This is a genomic window from Micromonospora sp. SYSU B005, from assembly GCF_055362685.1.
Map to the genome: position 1 here is coordinate 60771 of NZ_JAXCFU010000004.1, position 26203 is coordinate 86973.

Sequence of the window (26203 nt, forward strand, 5' to 3'; positions counted from 1 at the left end):
CCGACTGAATGACCGCGAGGGGAGGCGGCGAGAAAGCGGGGCGGTCAGCTCGTGGGGGTGGGGCTCAGCGTGGTCGTACCCGGTGACGGCGACTCCGACGGGCCGCGGGTCGGGGTCGGGGTGACCGGGACCTGGTCGCCCTTGGCCGGGTCGCGGATGACGTGCCGCTCCAGGTTGACCTGCGACTGCCCGGTGCCGCCCACGGTGATGTCGTCGTACGCCTGGAGCAGCTTCTGCTGGTCGAAGTAGAGCACCGTCATGGTGAGCGGGGTCGGCTTCTCGCCCTCCAGGCCGCGCAGCCCGGCACCGCCGGTGGAGCCCTGCACCATCAGCGTGGTCGGCTGCTTGCCCTCGACCTGCGGCAGTTTCGACACCTGCCGGGAATGGGTGTGCCCGGAGAGCACCAGCGGGCAGGTGCCGGAGAGCGGGCCGGCCGAGGCGGGGTCGTGGATGAGCGCGATGTCGACCTTGCGCGGCGACTTCCCGATCGTGGCGGCGAGCTGTTCACCGGCGCCGATCACCTGGTCGGCGACGGCCGAGGTGAGGCCGCTGCCGGCCGGTGAGGTCTCCTTGTCCGGCGTGAAGCGGGGGTCGCCGATGCCGGCGATGGTCAGCCCGCCAACCGTCGTGACCGAGTTGTTCAGCACGATCGCGTTCGGCTGCTGCGCCACCGCGGCGGCGGTGCGCGGCGAGTCGTGGTTGCCGCGGATGAACACGTACGGCTTCTTGAGCAGGCCGATCGACCCGACGAACGACGCCTCCGGCTCGCTGCCCCAGTCGGTCATGTCGCCGGTGTCGACCACCACGTCGATGCCGAACTGCTCGACCACGGTACGGATCAGCTGCCAGCCGGTCGGGTTGAGGTGGATGTCCGACACGTGCAGCACCCGGGTGGTGCCGGGCGACGGCTGCACCACGGGCAGCGCCGAGACCGTGGTGTAGAGCTTGCTGACGTTGCCGACCAGCCGTTGGAGCTGCTCGGCGTACTTGGTGTAGTCGTTGGCGATCCGCCGCGCGTCACCGACGATCGCCGGCGCGTTGACGAGCAGGCCCTCGTACCGCGGCTCCTCGATCGCCTGCGGGCGCAGCGTGCTCGCGGCCACCCCCAGGCTGCCGGCGGTCACGACCAGCGCCAGACCGCCGGCCCACGCGGTGCGCCGGACGTCCCGGAAGACGAGCGCGGCCAGCAGCAGCGTGGCCAGCACGGCCGAGGCGAGCGTACGCAGCCCGAGCCGCATCACGCCGTCGCGGACGTCCTGGACGGCCGACTGGCTGGCCCGGCTGATGCTGGCCGGGTCGTCGATGAGCGCCTCGGTGCGCCCCTGGTCCAGCGAGCCCACCTCGACGGTGAGGTACGCCGGGCCGTCGTGACTGTCCAGCAGCAGCGCGCCCAGCGGCGGGATGTCGACTGTGGTGCCGCCGGACAGCGACGGGCTGAGCTTCAGTTCGGCCCGGAACGGGCCGATGTCGGTGCCGACGTGGCCGCCCGCGTACGTGCCGATCACGATGCCGCCCAGCGTGACCGCGAGCAGAGCCAGCACGACACCCAGCCGGCGCAGCCGGTGGCCGGGCCGCCACGCCGTCAGGCGGCGGGCGCGCCCGCGCTCCGGAGACGTCTCGTCCCCGGTGCGGTGCTGTTCGTTCTCGTGGCCGTCCATGCTGAGATTCTGACCTGCCCCCTGCGCGATCTTGACAAACCCGGCCGGCCGGATCAGCTCCGGCCGGCACCACCGTCGGCGAAGACGAGCCGCAGGAGGCGGTCGTCCTCGGCGGTGGGCGTACCCCGCCCGTCCCGGTTCGACGTGCTCACCCACAGCGAGCCGTCGGGCGCCGCCGCGACGGCCCGTAGCCGACCGTACCGGCCGTTGAGCAGGTCGCGCGGCTGACCGAGGACGGTGCCGTTACCGGCCAGCTCCACCAGCCAGAGCCGCTGGCCGCGCAGGCAGGCGGCGACGAGCAGACGGTCCGCTGCCGCCAGGCCGGAGCAGGAGGCGTCACCGGTGGGCCACTGCGTGATCGGGTTCACGTAGCGCCTGTCGTCGCCGCGCCCCTCGACCCGGGGCCACCCGTAGTTGCCGCCCTTGTCGATCTGGTTGATCTCGTCCCAGGTGTTCTGGCCGAACTCCACCGCGTACATCTTCTTGTCCGGCGTCCAGGCGAAGCCCTGGACGTTGCGGTGACCGGTCGACCAGACCGGCGACCCGGCGGTGGGGTTGCCCGGCGCCGGCTTGCCGTCCGGCGTGATCCGCAGGATCTTGCCGCCGAGGCTCTTGGCGTCCTGGGCGTTCTCGGTGCGCCCGGCGTCGCCGGTGCTCGCGTAGAGGTGACCGTCCGGGCCGAAGCCCAGCCCGCCGCCGTTGTGCGTACCGGACTTCGGGATGCCGGTCAGGATCGGCTTCGGCGCCTGCCCGAGCTGCATCTTCGCGATCCGGTTGTCGTCCTCGGCCGTGTAGTAGACGAAGACCGTGCGGTCCTTGGCGTACGCGGGGGAGACCGCGATGCCGAGCAGGCCGCCCTCGCCGCCGGCGGCGACGTCCGGCACGGTCTGCACCGGCCGTACGGCCAGCCCGTCCGGGCCGGACTCCGGGCCGACCTGGAGGATCCGCCCCTTGTCCCGCTCGGTGACCAGCGCGCCGCCGTCGGGGAGGAACGCGATGCCCCACGGCACCTCCAGGCCCTTGGCCAGCACGGTGGCGACCACCTGCTGGCCGGCCCCGCCGGGGCTCGCGGTGCCGGACGGTGTGGGCAGGTTGGGCGGGGCGCCGGCCGGGTCCGGCTCAGGCTCGCCGAGGGCGCAGCCGGCGGTGCCCAGCAGCAGCGCCGCGCAGGACGCCGCCAGCGCCGTCCGGAGGCGGCGGACACGGGGGTACGCAAGACGCGGGCTCACCCGCCCCAGCCTAGCCGGGCGGACCGGCGAACCGGGCGCGTCGCGCGCACCCCTGTCCGCCTCCGGCCGTTCGGGGGAGGGCCGGTTCAGCCGGCCCGCAGCGCGAGCATGGCGACGTCGTCCTCGCGCCGGTGGGCGGCGGCGAGCAGCCGGTCGCAGAGCAGGTCCAGCGGTACGCCCGGTCCGCCGGCCCGGAGGTGGGCGAGCAGCTCGGCCTGGCCCTCGTCGATCGGCTGGTCCCGGCGCTCGATCAGCCCGTCGGTGTGCAGCAGCAGCGTGTCGCCCGGTGCCAGGGTCAGCGTCCGGCCGGTACGCCGGGGCGGCCGGGCCAGCCCGAGCAGCGGTCCGCGGCCGTCCGCCACCGAGACCGTGCCGTCGGCGCGGACCAGCAGCGGCGGCGGATGCCCCGCGTTGCACCAGGAGACCGTCAGCCCGCCGGCGGCCGGACGGACCCGGGCCAGTACGGCGGTCGCCACGGTGGGCACCCGCAGCCCGCCCATGGCCCGGTCCAGGTGGGCCACCAGATCCTCCACCGGGTCGTTACGCCCGTACGCGTTGCCACGCACCAGGTTGCGCAACTGGCCCATGGTGGCCGCCGCCTCGATGTCGTGCCCGGCGACGTCGCCGATCGCGGCGATCAACTCGCCGTCGGGCTGGACGAACGCGTCGTACCAGTCGCCGCCCACCTCCACCCGGTCGGCGGCCGGCAGGTAGCGGGCGGCCAGCTCGATCCCCGGCACGGCCGGCAGGGTCGGCAGCATGCTGTGCTGGAGCACCTCGGCGACGTGGCGCTGCTCGCCGTAGAGGCGGCTGTTGCCGACCGCCTGTCCGGCGCGTACCCCGATGTCCTGCGCGGTGCGCAGGTCGCTCGGGTCGAAACCGCGCCGCCCCGGACGGTTGACCAGCGTGACCGCCCCGATCACCCGGTCCCCGGCGGCGGTGATCGGCACGGTCAGGTGGGAACCGATGCCGAGCCGCTCGGCGAGCGCCACCAGCTCCGGGCGTGTCGTGCCGCGCGCCAGGTCGTCCAGGCCGGCCACGGCCCGCACCACCGGCCGCCCGGTACGCAGCACCGACCGGATCTGCGACTCCGCGCTGAGGCCTGTGGTCAGCAACTCGGCGAAGCGGGCCAGGTCGGCCTCACGCTCGGCGTCCCGGTGCACGCCGGTGACGGTGCGCGGCCGGCCCGCCGGGTCGACGAGCGTGATCAGGCACCAGTCGGCGAGCAGCGGCACCATCGCGTGCCCGAGCCGGTCCACAGCGGTGGCCACGTCGAGCGTGCCGCCGAGCATCTCGCTCATCCCGGCCAGCATGGCGAGCCGGTCGTGCGCCTCCTCCGTGCGGCGGCGGGCCTGCTCGGCGCCCCGGACCGCGATGCGCAACCGCAGCTCCGAGGAGCACGCGGCGGCCAGGTCGGCGAGCGTCCGCAACTGCTCCTTCGTCCAGGCCCGGGGCTTGCTGTCGATCGCGCAGAGCGAGCCGAGCACCCGCCCCTCCAGGTCGGTCAGCGGCATGCCCGCGTACGCCACCACGCCCAGATCCTCGATCGCCAGGTTGAGGCGTACGCGCGGGTAGAGGCGGGCGTCGGGCAGCACCAGCGGCATCTCGATGTCGACGACGTGCTGGCAGAACGAGTGGGTCAGCGGCGTCTCCCGGCGGGCCGCCCACGGCTCCGGCAGCCCGGTCGCGCCGGGGAAGAACTGACGGTCCGCGTCCACCAGGGAGACGAGCGCGACGGGTACGTCCAGCAGGTCGCCGACCAGCCGCGCGAACCTGTCGAACGACTCGTCGGGTACGGCGTCGAGCCGCGTCTCGTCGAGTGAGCGCAACCGGTCGGGATCGGCGAGCGCCGGAATCGGCACGGACACCCGTCCCCGGCCGTCCTCGCTCATCGCCACCGCCCTCAGCAAGCGGAACACCCGACCGGCATCCCGTTCTCGGTTATACCCCGCCGGACCGCCACTCCATTCCCGGCGCGGTGTTCGTCACGGGTCACGCCGCGCCGGCCGGTCCGGGGCCGATATCGTCGGCGGTCGTGAAGGTATGGATCCCGCACCCCGAAGGCCGCCGGCTGCTCGGCGAGCCGCCGCCCGGCGTCACCGTGGAGGTGCTGGACGACCCGCACCGGCTCCCGTCGTCCCCGGCCGGGGTGCGGTTCTGGGTGCCGCCGTTCCTGTCCGGCCCGGACGCCGGCGCGCTCCTCGCCGAGCTGCCCGACGTCGAGGTGGTGCAACTGCTCTCCGCCGGAGCGGACGCCTGGGTGGGACGGATGCCCGGCGGCGTGACCCTCTGCGACGCCCGGGGCGTGCACGACTCGCCCACCGCCGAGTGGGTGGTCGCCGCGATCCTCGCCTCGCTGCGCGGGTTCGCGCCGCTGGCCCGGGCGCAGGCGCGGCGCGAGTGGGCGTACGACGAGGTGGCGCCCACCGACGAGCTGGCCGGCAAGCGGGTGCTCATCGTCGGCGCCGGCTCGATCGGCACCGCGGTCCGTGACCGGCTCGCCCCGTTCGAGGTGAGCTTCACGCTCGTGGCCCGTACGCCGCGCCCCGACCAGGGCGTGCACGGGGTCGACGAGCTGCCCGCGCTGCTGCCGGAGGCGGACGTGGTGGTGCTCCTGGTGCCGCTGACCGAGCAGACCCGGGGCATGGTCGACGAACGTTTCCTCGCCGCGATGCCGGACGGCGCGCTGCTCGTCAACGCCGCCCGCGGGCCGGTGGCCCGTACCTCGGCGCTGGTGGCCGAGCTGACCTCGGGCCGTCTGCGCGCCGCGATGGACGTCACCGACCCGGAACCGCTGCCCGCCGACCATCCCCTGTGGGAACTGCCGAACGTGCTGCTCACCCCGCACGTCGCCGGCTCGGTACGCGGGCTGCTGCCCCGCGCGTACCGCCTGGTGGGCGAGCAGTTGCGCCGGTACGTGGCAGGCGAGGAGCTGACGAACCGGGTGGTCGACGGCTACTGATCGCCGGCTTACTGATCGCCGTCGGCGTCCGGTAGTTCCTGCCCGGTGACGGCGATCAGCCGGGGCAGTTCGGTGGCGCGTACCGCCGGCAGCATCACCACCTCGCCGTCGTCGAGCCGGGCCATCGCCCGGCCGCGGGAGTCACCGGCGAGTTCGGCGACCCGGTTCCACGGCACCCGGCGCTGCCCGACGAGCGCCCGCAGCCGCAGCTCCCGGGCGTCGGCGTCGGTGCCGGCCCGCCACGCCCAGACCGCGACGGCGAGCGGTACGAGCAGCACCCAGAGCAGCCACCATCGGGCGGAGGCCAGGGGCAGCGCGCCGATGAAGGCGACGATCGCGGCGACCAGGATGGCCTGGTTGTGACGGAAACGGACGGTATCGGCGCGGCTCACCTCCCGATGATCCCACCCGGCCGGTCCCCGCCACCCCGCGGGCGTCCCCACCCCCTAGTCGGACCACTCGATCGCGCCGACCCTTCCGCGCCCGGCCACTCCGCCGCAGCGTGCCCGCCGCAGATCTTGGTACGGCCCCGCCCTTCCCGGGGCGGTTCGGTACCAAGATCTCCCCGTGCTGGAGATCTTGGAAGCGTGGGGCCCCTCTGGGGGCCTTTTCCTTCCAAGATCTCGTGTCGGGAGACGTGCGGACCTCAGCGGCGTTGATCTTGAACGGGGCCCGTCGCGGGCGACGTCCATTGATGTGACGGATGTCACTGGCCGGGTGACGTCACCGGGCGCTTCCGGGATCGTTTCTAGGCGTGGCCGCAGCGGTCCCCGCCGATGCGTTCCCGTACCGCCCCGACCCCGCACGTCGTACCGCGTACCGCAACCGCACCGCCCCCGTGCCCCCTCACGAAGGCGACCGCCGTGCCCGTCCCCCCTCCCGCCGTTCCCCGTCGGCGATCGGTCCTGCCTGATGTCGCCGTGTCGCTCACCGGCACGGCCTTCCTCCTCGCCGGCGTCGCCGGTGCCCTGCCCGGCCCCGCTGCCGCCGCGCTCGCCGTCGCGGGAGGCTTCGCCCTCGCCTGCGTCCGGCTCGCCTGGCTGGCCGGAGCCGCCACACCGCCCGACCGTCCCGCACTGCCCGACCATCCGGCACCGACCGGCCATTCCGAATCGACCGACCGTCCCGCGCCGACCGGCCACCGCGCGCCGACAGGCCGGCCCGCGCCGGCAGACGGGGCTCGGGGCCTCGCTGTGCCGCACGGCGCGACGGCGCTCGGCCCGAGGACCGGGCGGCGGGCTCGCCGGGCGGCCCTGTCCCGCCGGGTCGCCGCCATCCTGGACGGTGCCGTCCTGGACGCCGGGCTCACCGTCGCGGTGCTGCCGCTGAGCGACGCCGCGCACCGGCTGCCGATCGCGCTGGCCGGGCTGTGCCTCGCCGGGGCACTGCACGTGACGGCGCTGCTGCGCCTGCCCGGCCGATCCCGGCTGTCCGGCCCGGAGCTGGTGCGCCGTACCGTCGACGTGCTCGCGCTCGGCGTGAGCCTGGTCTTCGGGGGCTGGATGCTGCTGCCGGGCGGCCCGGTCCCGGCCGTCGCCGCAATGGTGGCGGCGGGCGGCGCGGTGGTGCTCGCCGTGCTCGCGGTGGCCGCCGTCGCCGAACGCCGGCGCCGGCCCGGTGCCGCGCGCTGCCACGCCGGTTCCGCGCTGACGCTCGGCGGGCTGACGCTACTGGTGGTGCTGCTGGCCTACGGTGCGCCGGACCGGGCGCTGCCGCTCGTCGCGGCGCCGCTGGTGGCGGGGGCGCTGCTCACCGCCGCCGGCGCCCGGCGTACCTCCGGGGGTGAACGACCGGGCCGGGACGTGGCGCCTGCCGCGTGGCCGCGCCTCACCGCGCCGGCCGGGATCGCCGCGCTGGCCGCCGGGATCCACCTGATGACGGCGGGGGAGTTCAGCACCGCCGCGATGGCCCTGGGTCTGGCCGTCGTTCCGCCGATCATGGCGGGTGAGCTGCTCGCCGCCGCCGACCAGCGGCGCCGCGTGCAACGGCTCGCGGCTCGCGAGGCGTGGTTGCGGCGCCGGCTCGGACCGGACGCCCGGGCGGCCGAGCCCGTGCCGCTGACGCGCGCCGAACTGGTCCGGGCGATGGCGGAACGCAGTGGCGGCGCGCTGCTCGTCGTCGACCTGCACGGTACGGGTGGCGCGGTGCCGGAGGGACCGATGCTGACCGAGGCCGCACGCCGGTTGCGAGCGGGCGCCGAGACGCAGGATCTGGTCGCCCGGCTCGGCGACACCGAGTACGCGGTCCTCACCGACCGCGGGCCGGTGCTCGCGTACGCGCTCGGTCTGCGGCTGCTCGCGGCGCTGGCCGAGCCGTACCCCCGGCCCGGAGGTCTCGCCCGGTTGAGGGTGAGCGTCGGGCTGGCCGAGACCAGCGGCGGCGATCCGGAGGACGTGCTGCGCCAGGCGGACCTGGCCCGCCGCCGGGCGGTGCAGCTCGGCCGGGACCGGGTCGAGTGGTACGACGCCTACCTGGAGGAGCAGCTGGTCCGCCGCCTGGATCTGGAGCGGGAGCTGCCCGGCGCGGTGGCGCGCGGTGAGCTGGACCTGGTCTACCAGCCGGTGGTGGCGCTCGCCGACCGGATGCCCGTGGGCACCGAGGCGTTGCTGCGCTGGCGCAGCCCGGCGCTGGGCACCGTGCTGCCGGCCGAGCTTCTGCCGGTGGCGGCCGACCTCGACCTGACCGGCGAGATCGGGCGGTGGGTGCTGGACCGGGCCTGCCGCCAGCTCGCCGCGTGGTCGGAGGGCGGCCGCGAACTGTGGATGGCGGTGAACGTGACGCCGCGCGAACTCGCCGCACCGGACTTCGTGGCGCGTACCGCTACCGCGCTGGCCGCGTACGACGTGGTGCCGGAACGGCTGGTGGTGGAGGTGGCCGAGCCGGTGGTGGGCGCGGAGCCGTCCACAGTGGTGGCCCGGCTGGCCGGTCTGCGGTCGATCGGCGTGCGGATCGCGCTGGACGACTTCCGGGCCGAGCACGCCTCGCTCGCGCAGCTCCGCCGGCTGCCGATCGACCTGCTCAAGGTGGGCCCGCACCTGGTCGGCCCGGGCGGGGACGGGCAGTGTCCGCTGATCGACGTGGTGGCGAACCTGGCCGACCGGCTCGGCGTGGAGCTGGTGGTCGAGGAACTGGAGTCGGAGGCCCAGGTGGCGGGCGCGCGGCGGGCCGGCTGCCGGTACGGCCAGGGCTTCGCGCTGGCCCGGCCGGCGACCGCCGAACGGGTCGAGGCGTGGTTCGAGGAGTACCCGTCCACGGCGCGGTGAGCTGAACCGGTTCAGCGGTTCGTCGTACGCGGTGGGGCGGTGCTGCCGCGCGGCGTCAGATGCGCGGTCTCGTCCTGCACGACGGCGGCCGGCTCGCCCGCGATCACGGCCAGGAGCTGACGGGCGGCGTGTGCGCCGTACGCCGGGATGTCCCGGCCCAGCGCGGTGAGCGGCGGGTGCACCAGCCGGCAGAGCGGCGAGTCGTCCCAGGCCACGATGGACAGGTCGCCCGGCACGGTGAGGCCCATCTCCTGGGCCACCGAGAGCCCGGCGATCGCCATCACGTCGTTGTCGTAGATCACCGCGGTGGGGCGGCCGGCGGAGCTGAGCAGCCGCCGGGTGGCCCGCGCGCCCTCCTCGCCGGTGTAGTCGGACCAGACGGTGGTCGCCTCGTCCAGCCCGAGCCGCCGGCACACGCCGGTGAACGCCTCGGTGCGGATCTCGGTGTGCAGCAGCGACTGCAGCCCGCCGACCCGGGCGATGCGCCGGTGGCCGAGCGCGACCAGGTACTCCACGGTTTCGACGAGGGCCGCCGCGTCGTCGGCCCAGACGCTCGCCAGGCCCCCGGTGTGCCCGGGTCCGCCGATCACCACCGCCGGCAGCTGCAGTTCCTCCAGCGCCGGCACGCGCCGGTCGTCGGTGCGCAGGTCGCAGACGAGCACGCCGTCCACCCGGCGTTCGGCCCACCACCGCCGGTAGACGGCGATCTCGGCCTCCTGGTCGCTGACTACCTGGAGCGTGAGCGCGTACGAGCGGGCCGACAGTTCGGCCTCGACGCCGCTGATCAGCTCCATGAAGAACGGCTCGATGCCGAGTATCCGGGCGGGGCGGCACAGCGCCAGCCCGACCGCCTTGGCGGTGGCGCCGGACAACGCGCGGGCGGCGCTGCTCGGGCGGAACCCGATCTCGGCGGCGATGGCGAGGATCCGCTGCCGGGTCGCCTCGGAGACACCGGGCTGGCCGTTCAGGGCGTACGACACCGCGCCCTTGGAGACCCCGGCGCGCCGGGCGACGTCGGCGATGGTCGGCCGCTTCACCGAAGCGTTCCTCCACTGTGTCCGGCCCTCGCGGGCGCTTCCGGTCGCCGGATCACCGGCGTCTGGTGACGCTACTGCACGCGCTGCCGGGTCCGGGTGCCGCCGGCGGCGCCGGTGGACCGCATCCGGCGGCAGTCGCTTGTGCGGTTCAGCTTAGAGCGCGGACCCGCCGACGACCGCCCGGAGCGTGGTCGTGAGCGGCGGCGAGGTTACCGGACCGGCACCTCGGTAACCGACCGTTGACAGTCATGAATGAGGACCGTACGGTGGCGTCACTTATCCGGTTCAGTCAACGTCTCTCGATATTCGGGAGCGTTCCCATACGGCGCGGAGGATGAGATGAGACGGTCCTGGACGCACCTGGCGCGGGTGGCCGCCGTCGGTGCCCTCAGCCTGGTCATGATCGCCGCCTGCAGCGGCAGGAGCACCACCGGCGGCTCGGACTCGGCCGGTGGTCAGGTCACGCTGAAAATCAACTTCTGGGGCGACTTCGGGCTCCAGGATCTGAAGGCCAAGTACGAGGCCGAGCACCCGAACGTCAAGATCCAGCTCAACTCGGGCGAGTACAACGCCCAGCACGAGGACCTGCAGAAGAAGCTCGTCGCCGGCAACGGCGCGCCCGACATCGCGGCGATCGACGAGGGCTTCATGGTCCAGTTCCGCAGCCAGTCCGACAAGTTCGTCAACCTGCTCGACAAGGGCGCCGGCTCGTACGAGAGCAAGTACCTGCCCTGGAAGTGGAAGCAGTCGCTGTCGGCGGACGGCAAGACGCAGATCGGCCTCGGCACCGACGTCGGCGGCCTGGCCATGTGCTACCGCACCGACCTGTTCAAGGCCGCCGGCCTGCCCACCGAACGCGACCAGGTGTCAGCGCTCTGGCCCACCTGGGACAGGTTCATCGAGGTCGGCCAGCAGTACACCGCCAAGACGAAGAAGAAGTTCATCGACGCCGGCACCAACCTGTTCAACCCGATCCTCGGCCAGCAGCCGGTCGGGTTCTACGACGAGCAGGACCAGCTCCGGATGGAGCAGGGCCCGAAGGTCGCGTTCGACTACACGGTCAAGGCCGTCGGCGCCGGGCTGTCGGCCAACCTGGTCAGCTTCCAGGCCGACTGGGACAAGGGCTTCACCAGCGGTGCGTTCGCGGTGCTCGCCTGCCCGGCGTGGATGCTCGGCCACATCAAGGACACCGCACCGGGCACCGAGGGCAAGTGGGACATCGCCGCGGTACCGGGTGGCGGCGGCAACTGGGGTGGCTCCTTCCTGACGCTGCCCAAGCAGGGCAAGAACGTCGACGAGGCGTACAAGCTGCTGACCTGGCTGGTCGCGCCGGAGCAGCAGATCGAGATCTTCAAGAAGGTCGGCAACCTGCCGTCGCAGCCGGCGCTCTACAGCGACCCGGCGATCGCCGACTTCAAGAACCCGTTCTTCAACGACGCCCCGGTCGGCCAGATCTTCCCGAAGATGGCGCAGGGCCTCACCCCGCAGTACCTGGGCCGCAAGAACGGCCCGACCCGGGTGGCGGTCGAGAACGTCATCCGGCGGGTGGAGAACAAGTCGCTCAAGTCCGACGCCGCCTGGAACGAGGCGGTCAAGGAGGCCGAGAAGGCCGCCAAGTCCTGACGTGTCACAGGTGACGGGGCGGCCCGGTCCGCCCCGTCACCGTCCGATCTCCCGGCCCTGGAGTGAACAGATGTCCAGCACCCGTGCCGCGCCCGCGCCACCAGGCCGTCCACCCGCGCGCAAGCCCGGCCGTACCGGCGCCGGCGACCGGCGGATGAGCTGGCGCGACCGGCTGTACCGCTTCGACATGCGCTACATGCCGTACCTGATGATCGCGCCGTTCTTCCTGCTCTTCCTCGTGTTCGGGCTGTTCCCGCTGCTGTTCAACGCGGTCGTGTCGCTGCGCAACTACCGCCTCGACGACCCGACGCTGCCGTACTGGGCGGGCACCGAGAACTTCAGCCGCCTGTTCGCCGACGAGGACTTCTGGAACGCCCTGGCAAACACGTTCGGCATCTTCCTGCTCTCCACCGTGCCGCAACTGCTGCTCGCGCTGCTCGTCGCGTCGCTGCTCAACCGCAGGCTGCGGGCGCAGACGTGGTGGCGGGTGGGCGTGCTGCTGCCGTACGTGACACCGATCGTGGCCTCGACGATGGTGTTCAGCGTCTTCTTCTCCCGCGACTTCGGCATGGCGAACTGGGCGCTGGGTCTGCTCGGCATCGGCGGCCCGGAGGACCCGATCGACTGGCGGGCGGACAAGCTGCACGCCTGGATCGCCATCGCCACCATGGTCAACTGGAAGTGGATCGGCTACAACGCGCTGCTCTACCTGGCCGCCATGCAGTCCATTCCGCGCGACGTCTACGAGGCCGCGGCGATCGACGGCGCCGGCCCGTGGAAGCAGCTCTGGCGGATCACCGTGCCGATGATCCAGCCGGTGGTCCTGTTCACCGTCATCCTGTCCACCATCGGCGGGTTGCAGCTGTTCACCGAGCCGATGTTGTTCGACCCGAACGCGCAGGCCGCGACCGGCGGGCCGGACGGCGAGTGGCAGACCATCGCCCAGCTCATCTACAAGGTCGGCTGGAAGGACCTCAACCTCGGGTACGCGGCCGCCATGTCGTGGGCGCTGTTCCTGATCATCCTGATCGTGGCCGGCGTCAACTACCTGCTGACCAACCGACTCTCCGGAGGCCGCCGGTGACGACGCGACGTGTGGTGGCCCGGGCGCCACAGGACACCCCGGCCGGGCTCTGGACCTACCTGCTGCTCGCCGTGAGCATGCTGTTCGCCGCGTTCCCGCTCTACTGGATGTTCGTCATCGCCACCAGCGACGACGAGGCGCTGGCGAAGCTGCCACCCGCTGTGGTCCCCGGCGACCGCTTCCTCACGAACGTCGACGAGGTCTTCTCCCTCCAGGACGTCTACTTCGCCGCGTCACTGGTCAACAGCGTCATCGTCTCCGCCGTCGTGACCGCCTCGGTGCTGTTCTTCTGCTCGCTGGCCGGCTTCGCGTTCGCCAAGCTGCGCTTCAAAGGCAGCCGCGCGCTGATGCTGTTCGTGGTGCTCACCCTGACCGTGCCCAACCAGCTCGGCATCGTCGCGCTCTACATCGTGATGGGCAAGCTCGGCTGGAACGGCACGCTGCTCGCCGTCATCGCGCCCGGCCTGGTCACCGCGTTCGGCGTGTTCTACATGCGGCAGTTCATCGTGAACACCGTCCCGGACGAGCTGATCGAGTCGGCCCGGGTCGACGGCGCCACGACCATGCGGGTGTACGCGACGATCGTGCTGCCCGCGATCCGCCCGGCCCTGGCGGTGCTCGGCCTGCTCACGTTCGTGGCGACCTGGAACGACTTCCAGTGGCCGCTGATCACGCTCAGCGGCACCGACTACCCGACGTCGATGGTGGCGGTCTCCGACCTCGCAAGCGGCAACTACGTGATCTACCGGCGGGTGCTCGCTGGTGCGTTCATCGCCACCGTCCCCCTGCTGGTCATGCTGTTCATCGGTGGACGTCAGATCGTCCGCGGAATCATGGAAGGCGCGGTGAAGTCGTGAGCCGTCGAACGCTGCTGCACGAGGGATGGACGCTGCGGGCCGAGCCCGGTCCGGCGGTGCCGCCGGAGATCGCCGGGACGGCCGTGCCGGCCACGGTCCCGGGTTGCGTGCACACCGACCTGCTGGCGGCGGGCCTCATCCCCGACCCGTACCTGGACGACAACGAGAACCGCCTCACCTGGATCGGCCGCACCGACTGGGTCTACGAGACCACGTTCGCCGGGCGACCCGGTGACGACGACCGGGTCGACCTGGTCTGCGCCGGGCTCGACACCGTCGCCACCGTGACGCTCAACGGCGTCGAGGTCGGCCGCACCGAGAACCAGCACCGCTCGTACCGCTTCGACGTCCGCGCGCTGCTGCGCCCGGACGGCAACACCCTGTCCGTACGCTTCGACTCCCCGTACCGGTATGCCGAGGCGCACCGGGACCGGCTCGGTGACCGGCCCAACGCGTACCCGGAGCCGTTCCACTTCATCCGCAAGACCGCCTGCAACTTCGGCTGGGACTGGGGGCCGACGCTCGTCACCGCCGGCATCTGGCGCGACATCGGCCTGCACGCCTGGTCCACCGCCCGGTTCGCGTCGGTCCGGCCGCTCGTGACGGTGGCCGACGGAGTCGGCCGGGTCGAGCTGCACGTGCAGGTCGAGCGGGCCGGCGACGAGCCGCTGACCGTCCGCGCCGCCGTCGCCGGGGCCAGCGCCGAGGTCGCCGTACCGGCGGGGGAGCGGACCGCCGTCGTGACGCTCACCGTCGCGGACCCCGCGTTGTGGTGGCCGATCGGGTACGGCGACCAGCCGCGCTACGACCTCGACGTCACCCTGCACGGCGCCGACGGCCGGGAGCTGGACGCCGCCGCCCGGCGGATCGGGTTCCGCTCGGTCCGGCTCGACACCACACCCGACGCGCACGGCACCCCGTTCACGCTGCACGTCAACGACGTGCCGGTGTTCGTCAAGGGCGTCAACTGGATCCCCGACGACGCGTTCGGAAACCGGGTCACCCGGGAGCGCCTGGCGCATCGGTTCGGCCAAGCGGCCGGCGCAAACGTCAACCTGCTGCGCGTCTGGGGCGGCGGCCGGTACGAGTCGGACGACTTCTACGACCTCGCCGACGAGATCGGGTTGCTGGTGCAGCAGGACTTCCTGTTCGCCTGCGCGGCGTACCCGGAGGAGGAGCCGTTCCGCACCGAGGTCGAGGCGGAGGCGCGCGAGCAGGTGACCCGCCTCGCCGGGCACCCGTCGCTGGTGCTCTGGACCGGCAACAACGAGAACATCTGGGGCTGGCACGACTGGGACTGGCAGGAGCCCCTGGACGGGCGTACCTGGGGGCGCGGCTACTACCTTGACCTGCTGCCGGGGATCGTCGGCGAGCTGGACCCGACGGTCCCGTACTGGCCGGGGAGCCCCTGGTCCGGCAGCGAGGACGTGCATCCCAACGACCCGGCGCACGGCACCACGCACATCTGGGACGTGTGGAACACCGACGACTACACGCGCTACCGGGAGTACGTGCCCCGGTTCGTGGCCGAGTTCGGCTACCAGGCGCCGCCCGCGTACGCGACGCTGCGCCGGTCCCTCTCCGACGATCCGCTCGCGCACGACTCGCCGGGCATGGCACACCATCAGAAGGCCGCGGACGGGGACGGCAAGCTCCGGCGCGGGCTCGACGCCCACCTGCCGCCGCCCGCCGACTTCGACGACTGGCACTACCTCACCCAGCTCAACCAGGCCCGCGCCATCCAGCTCGGCGTCGAGCACTTCCGCTCGCACCGGCCGGTCTGTACCGGCACCGTCGTGTGGCAGCTGAACGACTGCTGGCCGGTCACGTCGTGGTCGGCGATCGACGGCGACGGCCGCCGCAAACCCCTCTGGTACGCGCTGCGCCGCGCCTACGCCGACCGGCTGCTGACGGTGCAGCCGCGCGACGGCGGGCTGGCGCTGGTGGCGGTGAACGAGACCGCCCAGTCGTGGAGCGGGCCGGCCACCGTCACCCGGCTGGCCCTCACCGGGGAGCCGAGGGCGAAGACCTCGGTCGACCTCGACGTCCCGGCGTACTCCTCGGTCGTGGTGGAACTCCCGGCGGAGCTGGCGCGGCCGGACGACGGCCGCGCGGAACTGCTCGTCGCGGACGCCGGGGACGCCGCGGAGCGCGCGCTGTGGTTCTTCGCCGAGGACCGCGACGTGCGGTGGCCGGCGGCGCAGTGGGACGCGACCGCCGAGCCGGTCGACGGCGGCCGGCGGGTCAGGGTGACCGCCCGGACCGTGCTGCGCGACCTGACGCTGTTCCCGGATCGCCTCGATCCGGCCGCGCAGGTGGACCGGGCCCTGGTGACGCTGCTGCCGGGGGAGAGCGCGACGTTCACCGTGCACGCGCCGGGCCCGCTCGACGCCGACGCGCTCACCCGCCGCCCGGTGCTGCGCTGCGTCAACGACCTCGTCTGAGGGGTCACACCCCATCTCCGTCGATTTGAAGATTTCTGCAAGTGCTAAAGTCTTCAGAGTCGTCGGAGGGGTGAGTCATGTCGGTGCCGCTGTACCAGGCCAAGGCGGAGCTGTTCCGCACCCTCGGGCACCCGGTGCGCATCCGGGTGCTCGAACTGCTCCAGGACGGGCCGAAGCCGGTACGCGACCTGCTGGCCGCCATCGACGTGGAGGCGTCGAACCTCTCCCAGCAGCTCGCCGTGCTGCGCCGCGCCGGCATGGTCACCTCGTACCGGGACGGCCCGCTGGTCATGTACGCGCTCAGCACCCCCGACGTGGCCGACCTGCTCGCCGCCGGACGACGCATCCTCGGCGCGGTCCTCACCGACCGGGACGCGCTGCTGGACGAGCTGCGGGCCTCCGGGACGGACCGGTGAGTGCGGCGGCCCTTCGCGCCGGTGACGCCGTCCGGCAGGCGGGCCGGCTGTTCCGCGGGCTGCTGCCCGGCCGGGCCGACTGGGCGGCAGCGCGCCGCTCACCCCGGCGCGACCTGCTCGCCGGGCTCACCGTCGCCGTGGTGGCGCTGCCCCTGGCGCTCGCCTTCGGCGTCACCTCCGGGCTCGGCGCGCAGGCCGGCCTGGTCACCGCCGTCGTCGCCGGAGCCGTCGCGGCGGTCTTCGGCGGCTCCAACCTCCAGGTCTCCGGTCCCACCGGGGCCATGACTGTGGTGCTGGTGCCCGTGGTGCAGCAGTTCGGCGCCGGTGGCGTGCTGATGGTCGGCGCGCTGGCCGGGCTGATCCTGATCGCGCTCGCAGTGGCCCGCCTCGGCCGGTACGTCCGCTACCTGCCGTCCCCGGTGATCGAGGGCTTCACCGCCGGCATCGCCGTGGTCATCGCGCTGCAACAGGTGCCGGCCGCGCTCGGCGTCACCGGCGCGCACGGCGAGAAGGTGTGGGCGGTCGCAGCCGACGCGGTCGCCCGGTTCGCCGCGCAGCCCCGGCCCGCCGCGATCGCTGTGGCGCTCGGTGTGGCGGCGCTGATGCTGCTCGGCGGCCGGTGGCGGCCCGCCGTGCCGTTCTCCCTGGTCGGGGTGGTCGCTGCGACGCTGCTCGCCGAGCTGACCCCGATCGAGCTGGCCCGGATCGGCGAGCTGCCGCAGGGGCTGCCCGCGCCGTCGCTGGACTTCGTGGACCTCGGCGCGCTGGGCGTACTGCTGCCGAGCGCCCTCGCCGTGGCCGCGCTCGCCGCCCTGGAGAGCCTGCTCTCCGCCACGGTGGCCGACGGCATGACGGTCGGCGAGCGGCACGACCCGGACCGGGAACTGTTCGGCCAGGGCCTGGCCAACCTGGCCTCCCCGGTCTTCGGCGGCATCCCGGCGACCGCCGCCATCGCCCGTACCGCGGTGAACGTCCGCGCCGGGGCTTCCTCGAAGCTCGCCGCGCTCACCCACGCGGTGGCCCTCGCCGCGATCGTGCTCGCCGCGGCCCCGCTCGTCGGCCGCATTCCGCTGGCCGCCCTGGCCGGGGTGCTGCTCGCCACCACGGTACGGATGGTGGAGGCGGCCTCCCTGCTGGCGCTGATGCGGGCCACCCGGGCCGACGCGGTGGTGCTGGTGCTGACGTTCGCCGTCACTGTCATCTGGGATCTGGTGACGGCGGTGGTCGTCGGGCTCGCGGTCGCGGCGGTCCTGGCGCTGCGCGCGGTGGCCCGCAGCGCCAAGCTGGAACAGGTGCCGCTGGACACCGGCGAGCACAGCGCCGAGGAGCACGCGCTGCTCGCCGAGCACATCGTCGCGTACCGGCTGGACGGGCCGCTGTTCTTCGCCGCCGCGCACACCTTCCTGCTGGAACTGGCCGAGGTGGCCGACGTGCGGGTGGTGATCCTGCGCATGTCCCGCGTCTCCACCGTCGACGCGACGGGCGCGCAGGTGCTCGGCGACGCCGTCGCCCGGTTGCGCGCCCGGGGGATCACGGTGCTGCTCTCCGGCATCACGCCGGGCCACGACCAGGTGCTCAGCACGCTCGGCGTCGCCGACGAGCTGCGCCGCGAGGGCCTGGTGTTCGCGGACACCCCGGCCGCCATCGCGTACGCCCGGGGCGTCGCCCTCGCCGCGAGCCCGGCCTAGGCTGCGGTCCCTTCGAGTGCCGCCCGCGCCGTGAGTGGAACGTCATGGGTGTCTACGGCATCGTTTGACACCCATGACGTTCCACCCGACGGCTGTGCAGGCCGAGAGCGCTAGTTGGGCAGGGCGGCGAGGCCGGCCAGCAGTTCCCACCGCTCCGCCTCGGTGAGGACCGCGTACGCCGGCTCGTCGCGGCGGTCGGTGTCCGCCTCGATCGCCGCGCGCTCCGGCCCGTCCGGCAGCGTCCGGATCTCGTCGGCGGTCAGCCCGGCGGCCCGCCACGCGGCCCGGTGCGCGTCGGCGCGGTGGTGGCGCAGCGAGCCCAGCCGGGTGACGAGCAGCAGCGCCGGGGAGGCGCCCTCCGGCTCGTACGGCGGGGACATCGCCCGGAACACCGGCCCGCCGGTGGCCTGCGCGTGCGTTAGCACCCGGCCGACCAGGTCGGCGAGGCGGGGCACGATGCTCAGGCCGGGCAGCACGCCGGGCAGCGTCGACCACAGTTCCTCGGCTGCCTCACCGCTGGCCCGCTGGGCGAACAGCGTCAGCTCGCGGCCCAGGTCGGTGAGGTGCCAGACGCCGTCGGCGTCCCGGACGACGATGCCCTGCTCCAGTTCCTCGTCCATGCTGCCGGACGTGTAGATCAGGCCGTCGGCCAGCGCCTCGGCGGGCATCGGCCGGGCCAGCACACCGGAGAAGAAGCTGTTCTCCGCGCCGAGTGTGCAGCCCCGCTCGGCGTAGAAGGCCTCCATCCGGGCGCGGGCTCCCCAGCGGGCGCCCACGTACACCCGGTCGATCGCGGGCCGGACCAGTCGCGCGTAGCTCACCGTCGTCTCCACGCCGCCGGACCCTACCGGCGGCGGGCGTCGCGCGGGGCCCTGCCGCAGAGCCCCGCGTTGCTCACTCCGGGACGCGGCGGTAGGCGCCGTCGCTGGCCGAGGTCGCCATCGACGCGTACGCGCGCAGCGCCGCCGACACCGGGCGCTGCCGGTCGACCGGCGTGTACGGGCGGTCCCGCTTCTCCTCGGCCACCCGGCGTGCCTCCAGCTCGTCGGCGGGCACGTTCAGCTCGATCGACCGGCCCGGGATGTCGATGACGATCTCGTCGCCGTCGCGGACCAGCGCGATCAGCCCACCCGAGGCCGCCTCCGGGGAGACGTGCCCGATGGACAGGCCGGAGGTGCCGCCGGAGAACCGGCCGTCGGTGAGCAGCGCGCAGGAACGGCCCAGCCCACGGCCCTTGAGGAACGAGGTGGGGTAGAGCATCTCCTGCATGCCGGGGCCGCCCTTCGGGCCCTCGTACCGGATCACCACCACGTCCCCGGCGACGATCTCCTTGGCGAGGATCGCGGTCACCGCGTCGTCCTGCGACTCGTAGACCTTGGCCGGGCCGCGGAACGTCAGGCACTCCTCGGGCACACCGGCGGTCTTCACCACGCAGCCGGCCGGCGCGAGGTTGCCGTGCAGGATGGCCAGGCCGCCGTCCGCGCTGTACGCGTGCTCCCGGTCCCTGATGCAGCCGCCGGCCGCGTCGGTGTCCAGCGACGACCAGCGGTTGGTGGTGGAGAACGGCTCGGTGGTGCGCACGCCGCCCGGCGCGGCGTGGAACAGCTCGATCGCCTCCGGCCGGGCCGCGCCGCCGCGCACGTCCCAGTCGGCCAGCCACTCGTCGAGGCTGGGGGAGTGCACCGACCGCACGTCGCGGTGCAGCAGCCCGGCGCGGTCCAGCTCACCGAGGATGGCCGGGATGCCGCCGGCCCGGTGCACGTCCTCCATGTGGTAGTTCGGCGAGTTCGGCGCGACCTTGGCCAGGCACGGCACCCGGCGGGAGATCGCGTCGATGTCGGCGACGCCGAAGTCCAGTTCCGCCTCGCGGGCGGCGGCGAGCAGGTGCAGCACGGTGTTCGTGGAGCCGCCCATCGCCACGTCGAGGGCGATCGCGTTCTCGAACGCCTCCCGGCCGGCGATCGAGCGCGGCAGCACCGAGGCGTCGTCGTTCTCGTACCACTGCTTGGCGATCTCGACGACGGTGCGCCCGGCCTCGACGAACAGCGACCGCCGCGCGGCGTGGGTGGCGAGCGTGGATCCGTTGCCGGGCAGCGCCAGGCCGATGGCCTCGGTGAGGCAGTTCATCGAGTTGGCGGTGAACATGCCGGAGCAGGAGCCGCAGGTCGGGCACGCGGAGCGCTCGATCTCGCCGAGCTGGTCGTCGGTGACCGCCTCGTTGGAGGAGGCGATCATGGCGTCGATCAGGTCGATCTTGGAGTGCACCACGCCCTCGATCGCCACCGTCTTGCCGGCCTCCATCGGGCCGCCGGAGACGAAGACGGTCGGGATGTTGAGCCGCAGCGCGGCGAGCAGCATGCCCGGGGTGATCTTGTCGCAGTTGGAGATGCAGACCAGGGCGTCCGCGCAGTGCGCGTTGACCATGTACTCCACCGCGTCGGCGATCAGCTCCCGGCTGGGCAGCGAGTAGAGCATGCCGCCGTGGCCCATGGCGATGCCGTCGTCCACGGCGATCGTGTTGAACTCCCGGCCGACGCCGCCGGCCTCGGCCACCGCGTCGGCGACCAGGCCGCCGAGGTCCTTGAGGTGGACGTGACCGGGTACGAACTGGGTGAAACTGTTCGCGATGGCGACGATCGGCTTGCCGAAGTCGTCGTCGGTCATCCCGGTGGCCCGCCAGAGGGCCCGGGCGCCGGCCATCGTCCGACCGTGGGTGGAGGTCCTCGACCGCAGCTCAGGCATGACAACCAGTCTGACACCATCCGCGCGGTGACCCCGCCGCGCGCACCCTGTGTCCCAACAGTTGCACACCCGGTGCCCCACGGGAGGCGCTCATCCGGCAGAGTTGACGCGTGCAGTCGTCCCCGGGGATGGTCACCGTCGCGGTGTTGAGCGGGATCGCCGCGGCCGGCGCCGCCGTGCTGCTCGCCGCCTCGGTGCGGCGCCGCACCGGCCCCCGCCGGCCGGCTCACCTGCTGCTCGCGGTCGCCGCCGGGGCCGCCCTGTTCAGCCTCCTGGTCGGCCTCGGCGGTCTGCTGGCCGCCGGTGACCACTGGGCGCACCGGCAGGGCCAGCGGACCGGATGGGCGATCCTGGTCGCCGTCGGCACGACGCTCGCCGCGCTCGGTCTCGGTGCCGCCGTACTGCGGCTGCCCGGCGCCGCCGCGTCCCGGGCGGCCACCGCCCGGCTGCTGCTCGACGGCCTGATCATGGGCAGCGCGCTCTGGTTCGTCGGCTGGGTGGCGATCAGCGAGCCGACCCGGCTGCTCGGCGACGCCACCCCGGTCGCCTGCCTGCCGATCGTGCTGGCCACCGTCAGTGCGGCGCTCACCACCGGGCTCACCGTGATCGTCGTGCTGCGGGTCGCGCCGCCGCGCGGGTGGCTCACGCTGCTCGCGGCCGGCGCGACAGCGGTGACGGCCGGCGGCCTGGCCGTGTCCGCCGGGCTCTGCCAGGCCGGCCCGGGCATGGTGCTCACCGGCGCGGTGCTGACCGCCGCCGGGCTGATGGCCACGGCCGTGGCCGGGCGCCGCGCCGACCTGACGCAGCTCGACGTCGACTTCATCCGCCGCGACGGCGAGTACGCCTTCGTGCCGATGTTCGCCATGGCGGCCTCCGCGATGTACCACCTGGTGCAGGGCGGCGGGTTCGACGGGTACGCGATCGTGGCCGGCACGGTCGAGGGGTTCGCGCTGGTGACCCGGCAATATCTGGCCCTGAACGACGTCCGCGGCTACGCGATCCGGCTCGCCGAGCGCGAGGCGCACTTCCGCGAGCTGGCGCACACCGACCCGCTGACCGGGCTGGCGAACCGGCGCGGACTGCTGCGTGCCCTGCACCGCAGCGCCGAGGCGGGCGTGCCGTGCGTGCTGCTCGGGCTCGACCTGGACGGCTTCAAGAACGTCAACGACATGCGCGGGCACGACGTCGGCGACGCGGTGCTGGTCGAGGTGGGGCGGCGGCTGCGGGGCAACCTGCGCCCGGGCGACCTGGCCGCCCGGCTCGGCGGTGACGAGTTCGCGGTGCTGATGCACGGTGCGGCCGACCCCGGCCCGGTCGCCGACCGCCTGCTCGGGGTGCTCGGCCGCCCGTACGAGCAGGGGGACGGGCCGGTCTTCCTGTCGGTGAGCATCGGGGTGGCCGCCGGGCAGCGGGAGCAGGACGTCGAGTTGCTGCTGCGCAACGCCGACCTGGCGCTGCGCTACGCCAAGCAGCGGGGCAAGAACCGGATCGAGCGCTACGACGCCACGTACGACCAGTTGCTGAGCCGGCGCACCCGGATGGAGCACGAGCTGCGCGGCGCGATCGAGCGCGACGAGCTGCGGCTGGTCTTCCAGCCGGTGGCCTCGCTGCCGTCGGTGCGGCCGGTCGGCGCGGAGGCGCTGCTGCGCTGGCGGCACCCGGAGCTGGGCAACGTCCGGCCGGACGAGTTCATCCCGCTCGCCGAGGAGTGCGGGATGATCGCCAAGCTCGGCGCGTGGGTGCTGCACCAGGCCTGCTTCCAGCTCTCCCGCTGGCTGGCCGACGGGCACGACGTCTGGGTGTCGGTGAACGTGTCGCCGCGCGAGCTGCACGCCCCGGAGTACGTGGTCCAGGTCGCCGACGCGCTGCGCGCGCACCACGTGCCGCCGCAGCGGCTGGTGCTGGAGGTGACCGAGCACGCGGTCGCCACCGACCTGGACGAGCTGATCCGGCGGCTCACCGCGCTGCGGCTGACCGGGGTGCGGATCGCGCTGGACGACTTCGGCGCCGGCTATTCGTCGCTCGGCCAGCTGCGGCGGCTGCCGATCGACATCCTGAAGATCGACCACAGTCTGGTCGCCGAGCACGAGCCGGTCCGGCCGGTCGGGCGGGACGGCCCGGCGTTCGCCCCGATGGTCGACATCGTCATGCGCCTGGGTCACCAGCTAGGGCTGGAGGTGATCGCCGAGGGCGTCACCAACCCGACCGAGCTGGCCGCGGTGGTGGCCGCCGGGTGCCGGTTCGGCCAGGGCGCGCTGTTCGGCTGGGGCGTACCGGCCGAGCACCTGGAGGCGATGCTGGAGGCGGCCACCGCGCCGGGCAACCGGTATACCGCGATGCCGCCGGCGCCGCCGCCCGCGCCGGCGCGCGCCCCGTCGCCGCTGCTGCCGAGGCTGCGCAACAATCCGCCCGCCGCGGTGCCCGCGCAGCGTCCCCCGATGGAGGGATCTTCGCAGGTGGCACCGGTCGTGGAGGGGCTGTCGGTGACCGACACGCCCACGTCCGTGAACCAAAATGTGGGATCAGTTGACTCATCGCGTGAGATGCGTCAGGCTTAGCCGCATGTCGTCGAACCGGTCGCCGCGAGTACTTACCTGAGCGCACTCTCCCACCGAGAGTGCGCTGGCCCCGTGCATCCTGCACGTGGGCTTTTTTGTTGCCGTCGGACCATCGCCGGGACCTCGCCGTCCCATCCTGAGAAGCGCGTCACCCACTCACTTCCGAAGGCTTGAACCGCCATGACGAGACCCACGCCAGAGACCCTCGCCCACTCCGCCCGCCGTGCCCGCTCCGGCACCGGCGCGGCCGGTGACTCCGACCCCGCCGCCCGCCCCGGCCGTACCGTCCCGGCGGCCGCCACCACCGAGACGCCCGTACGGGAGCCCGCCACCGCGCAGGTCTCGGGCGCCGGTTCGCTCGTGCGGTCGCTGGAGGCGCTCGGCGTCGACGTGGTCTTCGGCATTCCGGGCGGCGCGATCCTGCCCGCCTACGACCCGCTCTACGACTCCACGGTCCGGCACATCCTGGTCCGCCACGAGCAGGGCGCCGGGCACGCGGCCACCGGCTACGCGCAGGCCACCGGCCGGGTCGGCGTGTGCATCGCCACCTCCGGTCCGGGCGCGACGAACCTGGTGACGCCGATCGCGGACGCGTACATGGATTCGGTCCCGATGGTGGCGATCACCGGGCAGGTGGCCCGGCCGTCGATCGGCACCGACGCCTTCCAGGAGGCGGACATCCAGGGCATCACGCTGCCGATCACCAAGCACAACTTCCTGGTGCAGACCGCCGACGAGATCCCCCGCGTGCTGGCCGAGGCGTTCCACCTGGCCGCGACCGGCCGCCCCGGCCCGGTGCTCGTCGACATCCCCAAGGACGTGCTCCAGGCGCCGGCGACCTTCTCCTGGCCGCCCACGCTCGACCTGCCCGGCTACCGGCCGACGCTGCACCCGCACGGCAAGCAGATCCGCGAGGCGGCCCGGCTGATGACCGGCGCCCGCCGCCCGGTCCTCTACGTCGGCGGCGGCGTGCTCAAGGCCGGCGCCACCGAGGGGCTGCGCAAGCTGGCCGAGCAGACCGGCATCCCGGTGGTCACCACGCTGATGGCGCTGGGCGCGTTCCCCGACTCGCACCGTCAGCACCTGGGCATGCCCGGCATGCACGGCACCGTCGCCGCGGTCTACGGCCTGCAGAAGGCCGACCTGATCGTGGCGCTGGGTGCCCGCTTCGACGACCGGGTGACCGGCAAGCTGGACTCGTTCGCGCCGGACGCGACCGTCGTGCACGCCGACATCGACCCGGCCGAGATCGGCAAGAACCGGCACGCCGACGTCCCGATCGTGGGCGACGCGCGGCACGTGATCGACGAGCTGATCGCCGCCGTCACCGCCGAGCAGGCCGCGCACCCGCCGGCCGACCTGACCGACTGGTGGGCCCAGCTCGACGACCTGCGCGAGCGCTACCCGCTCGGCTTCGAGGAGCCGGCCGACGGCACGCTCTCCCCGCAGTACGTGATCAAGCGGCTGGGCGAGATCGCCGGCCCGGACGCGGTCTACGTGGCGGGCGTCGGCCAGCACCAGATGTGGGCCAGCCAGTTCATCTCGTACGAGAAGCCGCACACCTGGCTCAACTCCGGTGGCCTGGGCACGATGGGCTACGCCGTCCCGGCCGCGATGGGCGCCAAGGTCGGCAAGCCGGACACCACGGTGTGGGCGGTCGACGGCGACGGCTGCTTCCAGATGACCAACCAGGAGCTGGCGACCTGCGCGCTGGAGGGCATCCCGATCAAGGTCGCCGTGATCAACAACGGCAACCTGGGCATGGTGCGGCAGTGGCAGACCCTGTTCTACGGGGAGCGTTACTCCAACACCGAGCTGGGCACCCACAAGCACCGCATCCCGGACTTCGTCAAGCTCGCCGAGGCGCTCGGCTGCGTCGGTCTGCGCTGCGAGAACGCCGCCGACGTGGACAAGACCATCGAGGCGGCCATGGCGATCAACGACGCGCCGGTGGTCATCGACTTCGTGGTCGGCAAGGACGCGATGGTCTGGCCGATGGTCGCCGCCGGCACCAGCAACGACGAGATCATGTTCGCCAGGGGTGTGCGCCCCGCGTTCGACGAGGACGAACTCTAAATGACTATGCACACGCTGTCCGTGCTGGTGGAGAACAAGCCGGGTGTCCTGGCCCGGGTCTCCGGGCTGTTCTCCCGGCGCGGGTTCAACATCGACAGCCTCGCCGTGGGCGAGACCGAGAACCCGGACGTCTCCCGCATCACCATCGTGGTCAACGCCGAGTCCTCGCCGCTGGAGCAGGTGACCAAGCAGCTCAACAAGCTGGTGAACGTCCTCAAGATCGTGGAGCTGGACCCGCAGGTGTCGGTGGCACGCGAGCTGCTGCTGGTCAAGGTCCGCGCGGACCGCGCGGCCCGGGCCCAGGTGCTGGAGACGGTCGGCCTGTTCCGCGCCCGGGTTGTCGACGTCGCGCCGGACACGCTGACCATCGAGGCGACCGGCACGCCGGACAAGCTCGACGCGCTGCTGCGCGACCTGGAGCCGTTCGGCATCAAGGAGATGGTCCAGTCCGGCACCGTGGCGATCGGGCGGGGTTCGCGGGCCATCACCGCCGGCCCGGCCCTGCGCGCCGCCTGATCCGTACCCACAAGTTTTTCGACGGGCCGACGGGCACCGCCGTACGAAAG

General features: G+C 73.3%; 18 protein-coding genes. 11 read left to right on the forward strand and 7 right to left on the reverse strand.

Annotation, left to right across the window (positions count from 1 at the left end; translation table 11 throughout):
• Positions 1 to 44 precede the first annotated feature (44 nt).
• The 3 genes from SM452_RS11855 to SM452_RS11865 all read right to left on the reverse strand — a co-directional run bounded on the left by SM452_RS11855 (position 45) and on the right by SM452_RS11865 (position 4779).
• The gene (locus tag SM452_RS11855) at positions 45 to 1658 is read right to left on the reverse strand and encodes a metallophosphoesterase family protein (protein ID WP_135243676.1); all 1614 of its coding nucleotides are present in this window, start codon (positions 1656 to 1658) and stop codon (positions 45 to 47) included.
• A 53-nt stretch (positions 1659 to 1711) separates the two neighbouring features.
• Entirely contained in the window at positions 1712 to 2887 is a 1176-nt protein-coding gene (locus SM452_RS11860) for a PQQ-dependent sugar dehydrogenase (RefSeq protein WP_463839921.1), read from the reverse strand.
• An 86-nt stretch (positions 2888 to 2973) separates the two neighbouring features.
• Positions 2974 to 4779: a SpoIIE family protein phosphatase gene (locus tag SM452_RS11865; protein ID WP_463839922.1), complete on the reverse strand. Its 1806-nt coding sequence runs from the start codon at positions 4777 to 4779 to the stop codon at positions 2974 to 2976.
• Between the two features lie 143 nt (positions 4780 to 4922).
• On the opposite strand from SM452_RS11865, the gene SM452_RS11870 reads away from it, so the two are divergent.
• Complete coding sequence (locus SM452_RS11870) at positions 4923 to 5849, forward strand: 2-hydroxyacid dehydrogenase (protein ID WP_355507506.1); 927 nt, start codon at positions 4923 to 4925, stop codon at positions 5847 to 5849.
• An 8-nt stretch (positions 5850 to 5857) separates the two neighbouring features.
• On the opposite strand, the gene SM452_RS11875 is transcribed toward SM452_RS11870, so the two are convergent.
• Positions 5858 to 6241: a PH domain-containing protein gene (locus tag SM452_RS11875; protein WP_318332824.1), complete on the reverse strand. Its 384-nt coding sequence runs from the start codon at positions 6239 to 6241 to the stop codon at positions 5858 to 5860.
• A gap of 528 nt (positions 6242 to 6769) precedes the next feature.
• Here SM452_RS11875 and SM452_RS11880 point away from each other — a divergent pair.
• A complete protein-coding gene (locus SM452_RS11880) occupies positions 6770 to 9112 on the forward strand; it encodes an EAL domain-containing protein (protein ID WP_463839923.1) in 2343 nt (780 codons plus the stop codon).
• Between the two features lie 11 nt (positions 9113 to 9123).
• Here SM452_RS11880 and SM452_RS11885 read toward each other — a convergent pair whose 3' ends face one another.
• On the reverse strand, positions 9124 to 10149 hold the full coding sequence (locus SM452_RS11885) for a LacI family DNA-binding transcriptional regulator (protein WP_262014716.1): 1026 nt from the start codon (positions 10147 to 10149) through the stop codon (positions 9124 to 9126).
• Between the two features lie 339 nt (positions 10150 to 10488).
• Between SM452_RS11885 and SM452_RS11890 the strand changes: the two genes are divergently transcribed.
• The 6 genes from SM452_RS11890 (at position 10489) to SM452_RS11915 (ending at position 18261) form a co-directional block, all read left to right on the forward strand.
• Positions 10489 to 11772, forward strand: a complete 1284-nt coding sequence (locus tag SM452_RS11890; protein WP_463839924.1) for an ABC transporter substrate-binding protein — start codon at positions 10489 to 10491, stop codon at positions 11770 to 11772.
• Positions 11773 to 11842: 70 nt separating this feature from the next.
• Positions 11843 to 12856 carry a carbohydrate ABC transporter permease gene (locus tag SM452_RS11895; protein ID WP_262014718.1) on the forward strand — a complete coding sequence of 338 codons (1014 nt, stop codon included), beginning with the start codon at positions 11843 to 11845 and terminating at the stop codon, positions 12854 to 12856.
• Positions 12853 to 13713 (forward strand): carbohydrate ABC transporter permease, encoded by an 861-nt coding sequence (locus tag SM452_RS11900; protein ID WP_262014719.1) that lies wholly within the window; start codon positions 12853 to 12855, stop codon positions 13711 to 13713. Before SM452_RS11895 ends, SM452_RS11900 begins: the two co-directional genes overlap by 4 nt.
• Positions 13710 to 16157 (forward strand): glycoside hydrolase family 2 protein, encoded by a 2448-nt coding sequence (locus SM452_RS11905; RefSeq protein WP_463839925.1) that lies wholly within the window; start codon positions 13710 to 13712, stop codon positions 16155 to 16157. Before SM452_RS11900 ends, SM452_RS11905 begins: the two co-directional genes overlap by 4 nt.
• 77 nt (positions 16158 to 16234) lie before the next feature.
• Positions 16235 to 16573, forward strand: coding sequence for an ArsR/SmtB family transcription factor (locus SM452_RS11910; RefSeq protein ID WP_013284484.1), 339 nt, complete (start codon positions 16235 to 16237; stop codon positions 16571 to 16573).
• Complete coding sequence (locus tag SM452_RS11915; RefSeq protein WP_355507521.1) at positions 16570 to 18261, forward strand: SulP family inorganic anion transporter; 1692 nt, start codon at positions 16570 to 16572, stop codon at positions 18259 to 18261. The genes SM452_RS11910 and SM452_RS11915 overlap by 4 nt, the downstream gene beginning before the upstream one ends.
• A 110-nt stretch (positions 18262 to 18371) precedes the next feature.
• On the opposite strand, the gene SM452_RS11920 is transcribed toward SM452_RS11915, so the two are convergent.
• Both SM452_RS11920 and ilvD read right to left on the reverse strand, forming a co-directional pair.
• Positions 18372 to 19094: a hypothetical protein gene (locus SM452_RS11920; RefSeq protein WP_463839926.1), complete on the reverse strand. Its 723-nt coding sequence runs from the start codon at positions 19092 to 19094 to the stop codon at positions 18372 to 18374.
• 61 nt (positions 19095 to 19155) lie between these two features.
• Positions 19156 to 21003: a dihydroxy-acid dehydratase gene (gene ilvD / locus SM452_RS11925; protein ID WP_463839927.1), complete on the reverse strand. Its 1848-nt coding sequence runs from the start codon at positions 21001 to 21003 to the stop codon at positions 19156 to 19158.
• Between the two features lie 110 nt (positions 21004 to 21113).
• Between ilvD and SM452_RS11930 the strand changes: the two genes are divergently transcribed.
• The 3 genes from SM452_RS11930 to ilvN all read left to right on the forward strand — a co-directional run bounded on the left by SM452_RS11930 (position 21114) and on the right by ilvN (position 26153).
• Positions 21114 to 23561: a putative bifunctional diguanylate cyclase/phosphodiesterase gene (locus tag SM452_RS11930; RefSeq protein WP_262014724.1), complete on the forward strand. Its 2448-nt coding sequence runs from the start codon at positions 21114 to 21116 to the stop codon at positions 23559 to 23561.
• Positions 23562 to 23741: 180 nt separating this feature from the next.
• Complete coding sequence (locus tag SM452_RS11935) at positions 23742 to 25637, forward strand: acetolactate synthase large subunit (RefSeq protein WP_262014725.1); 1896 nt, start codon at positions 23742 to 23744, stop codon at positions 25635 to 25637.
• On the forward strand, positions 25638 to 26153 hold the full coding sequence (gene ilvN, locus SM452_RS11940) for an acetolactate synthase small subunit (protein WP_013284504.1): 516 nt from the start codon (positions 25638 to 25640) through the stop codon (positions 26151 to 26153).
• The last annotated feature ends 50 nt before the right edge of the window (positions 26154 to 26203 follow it).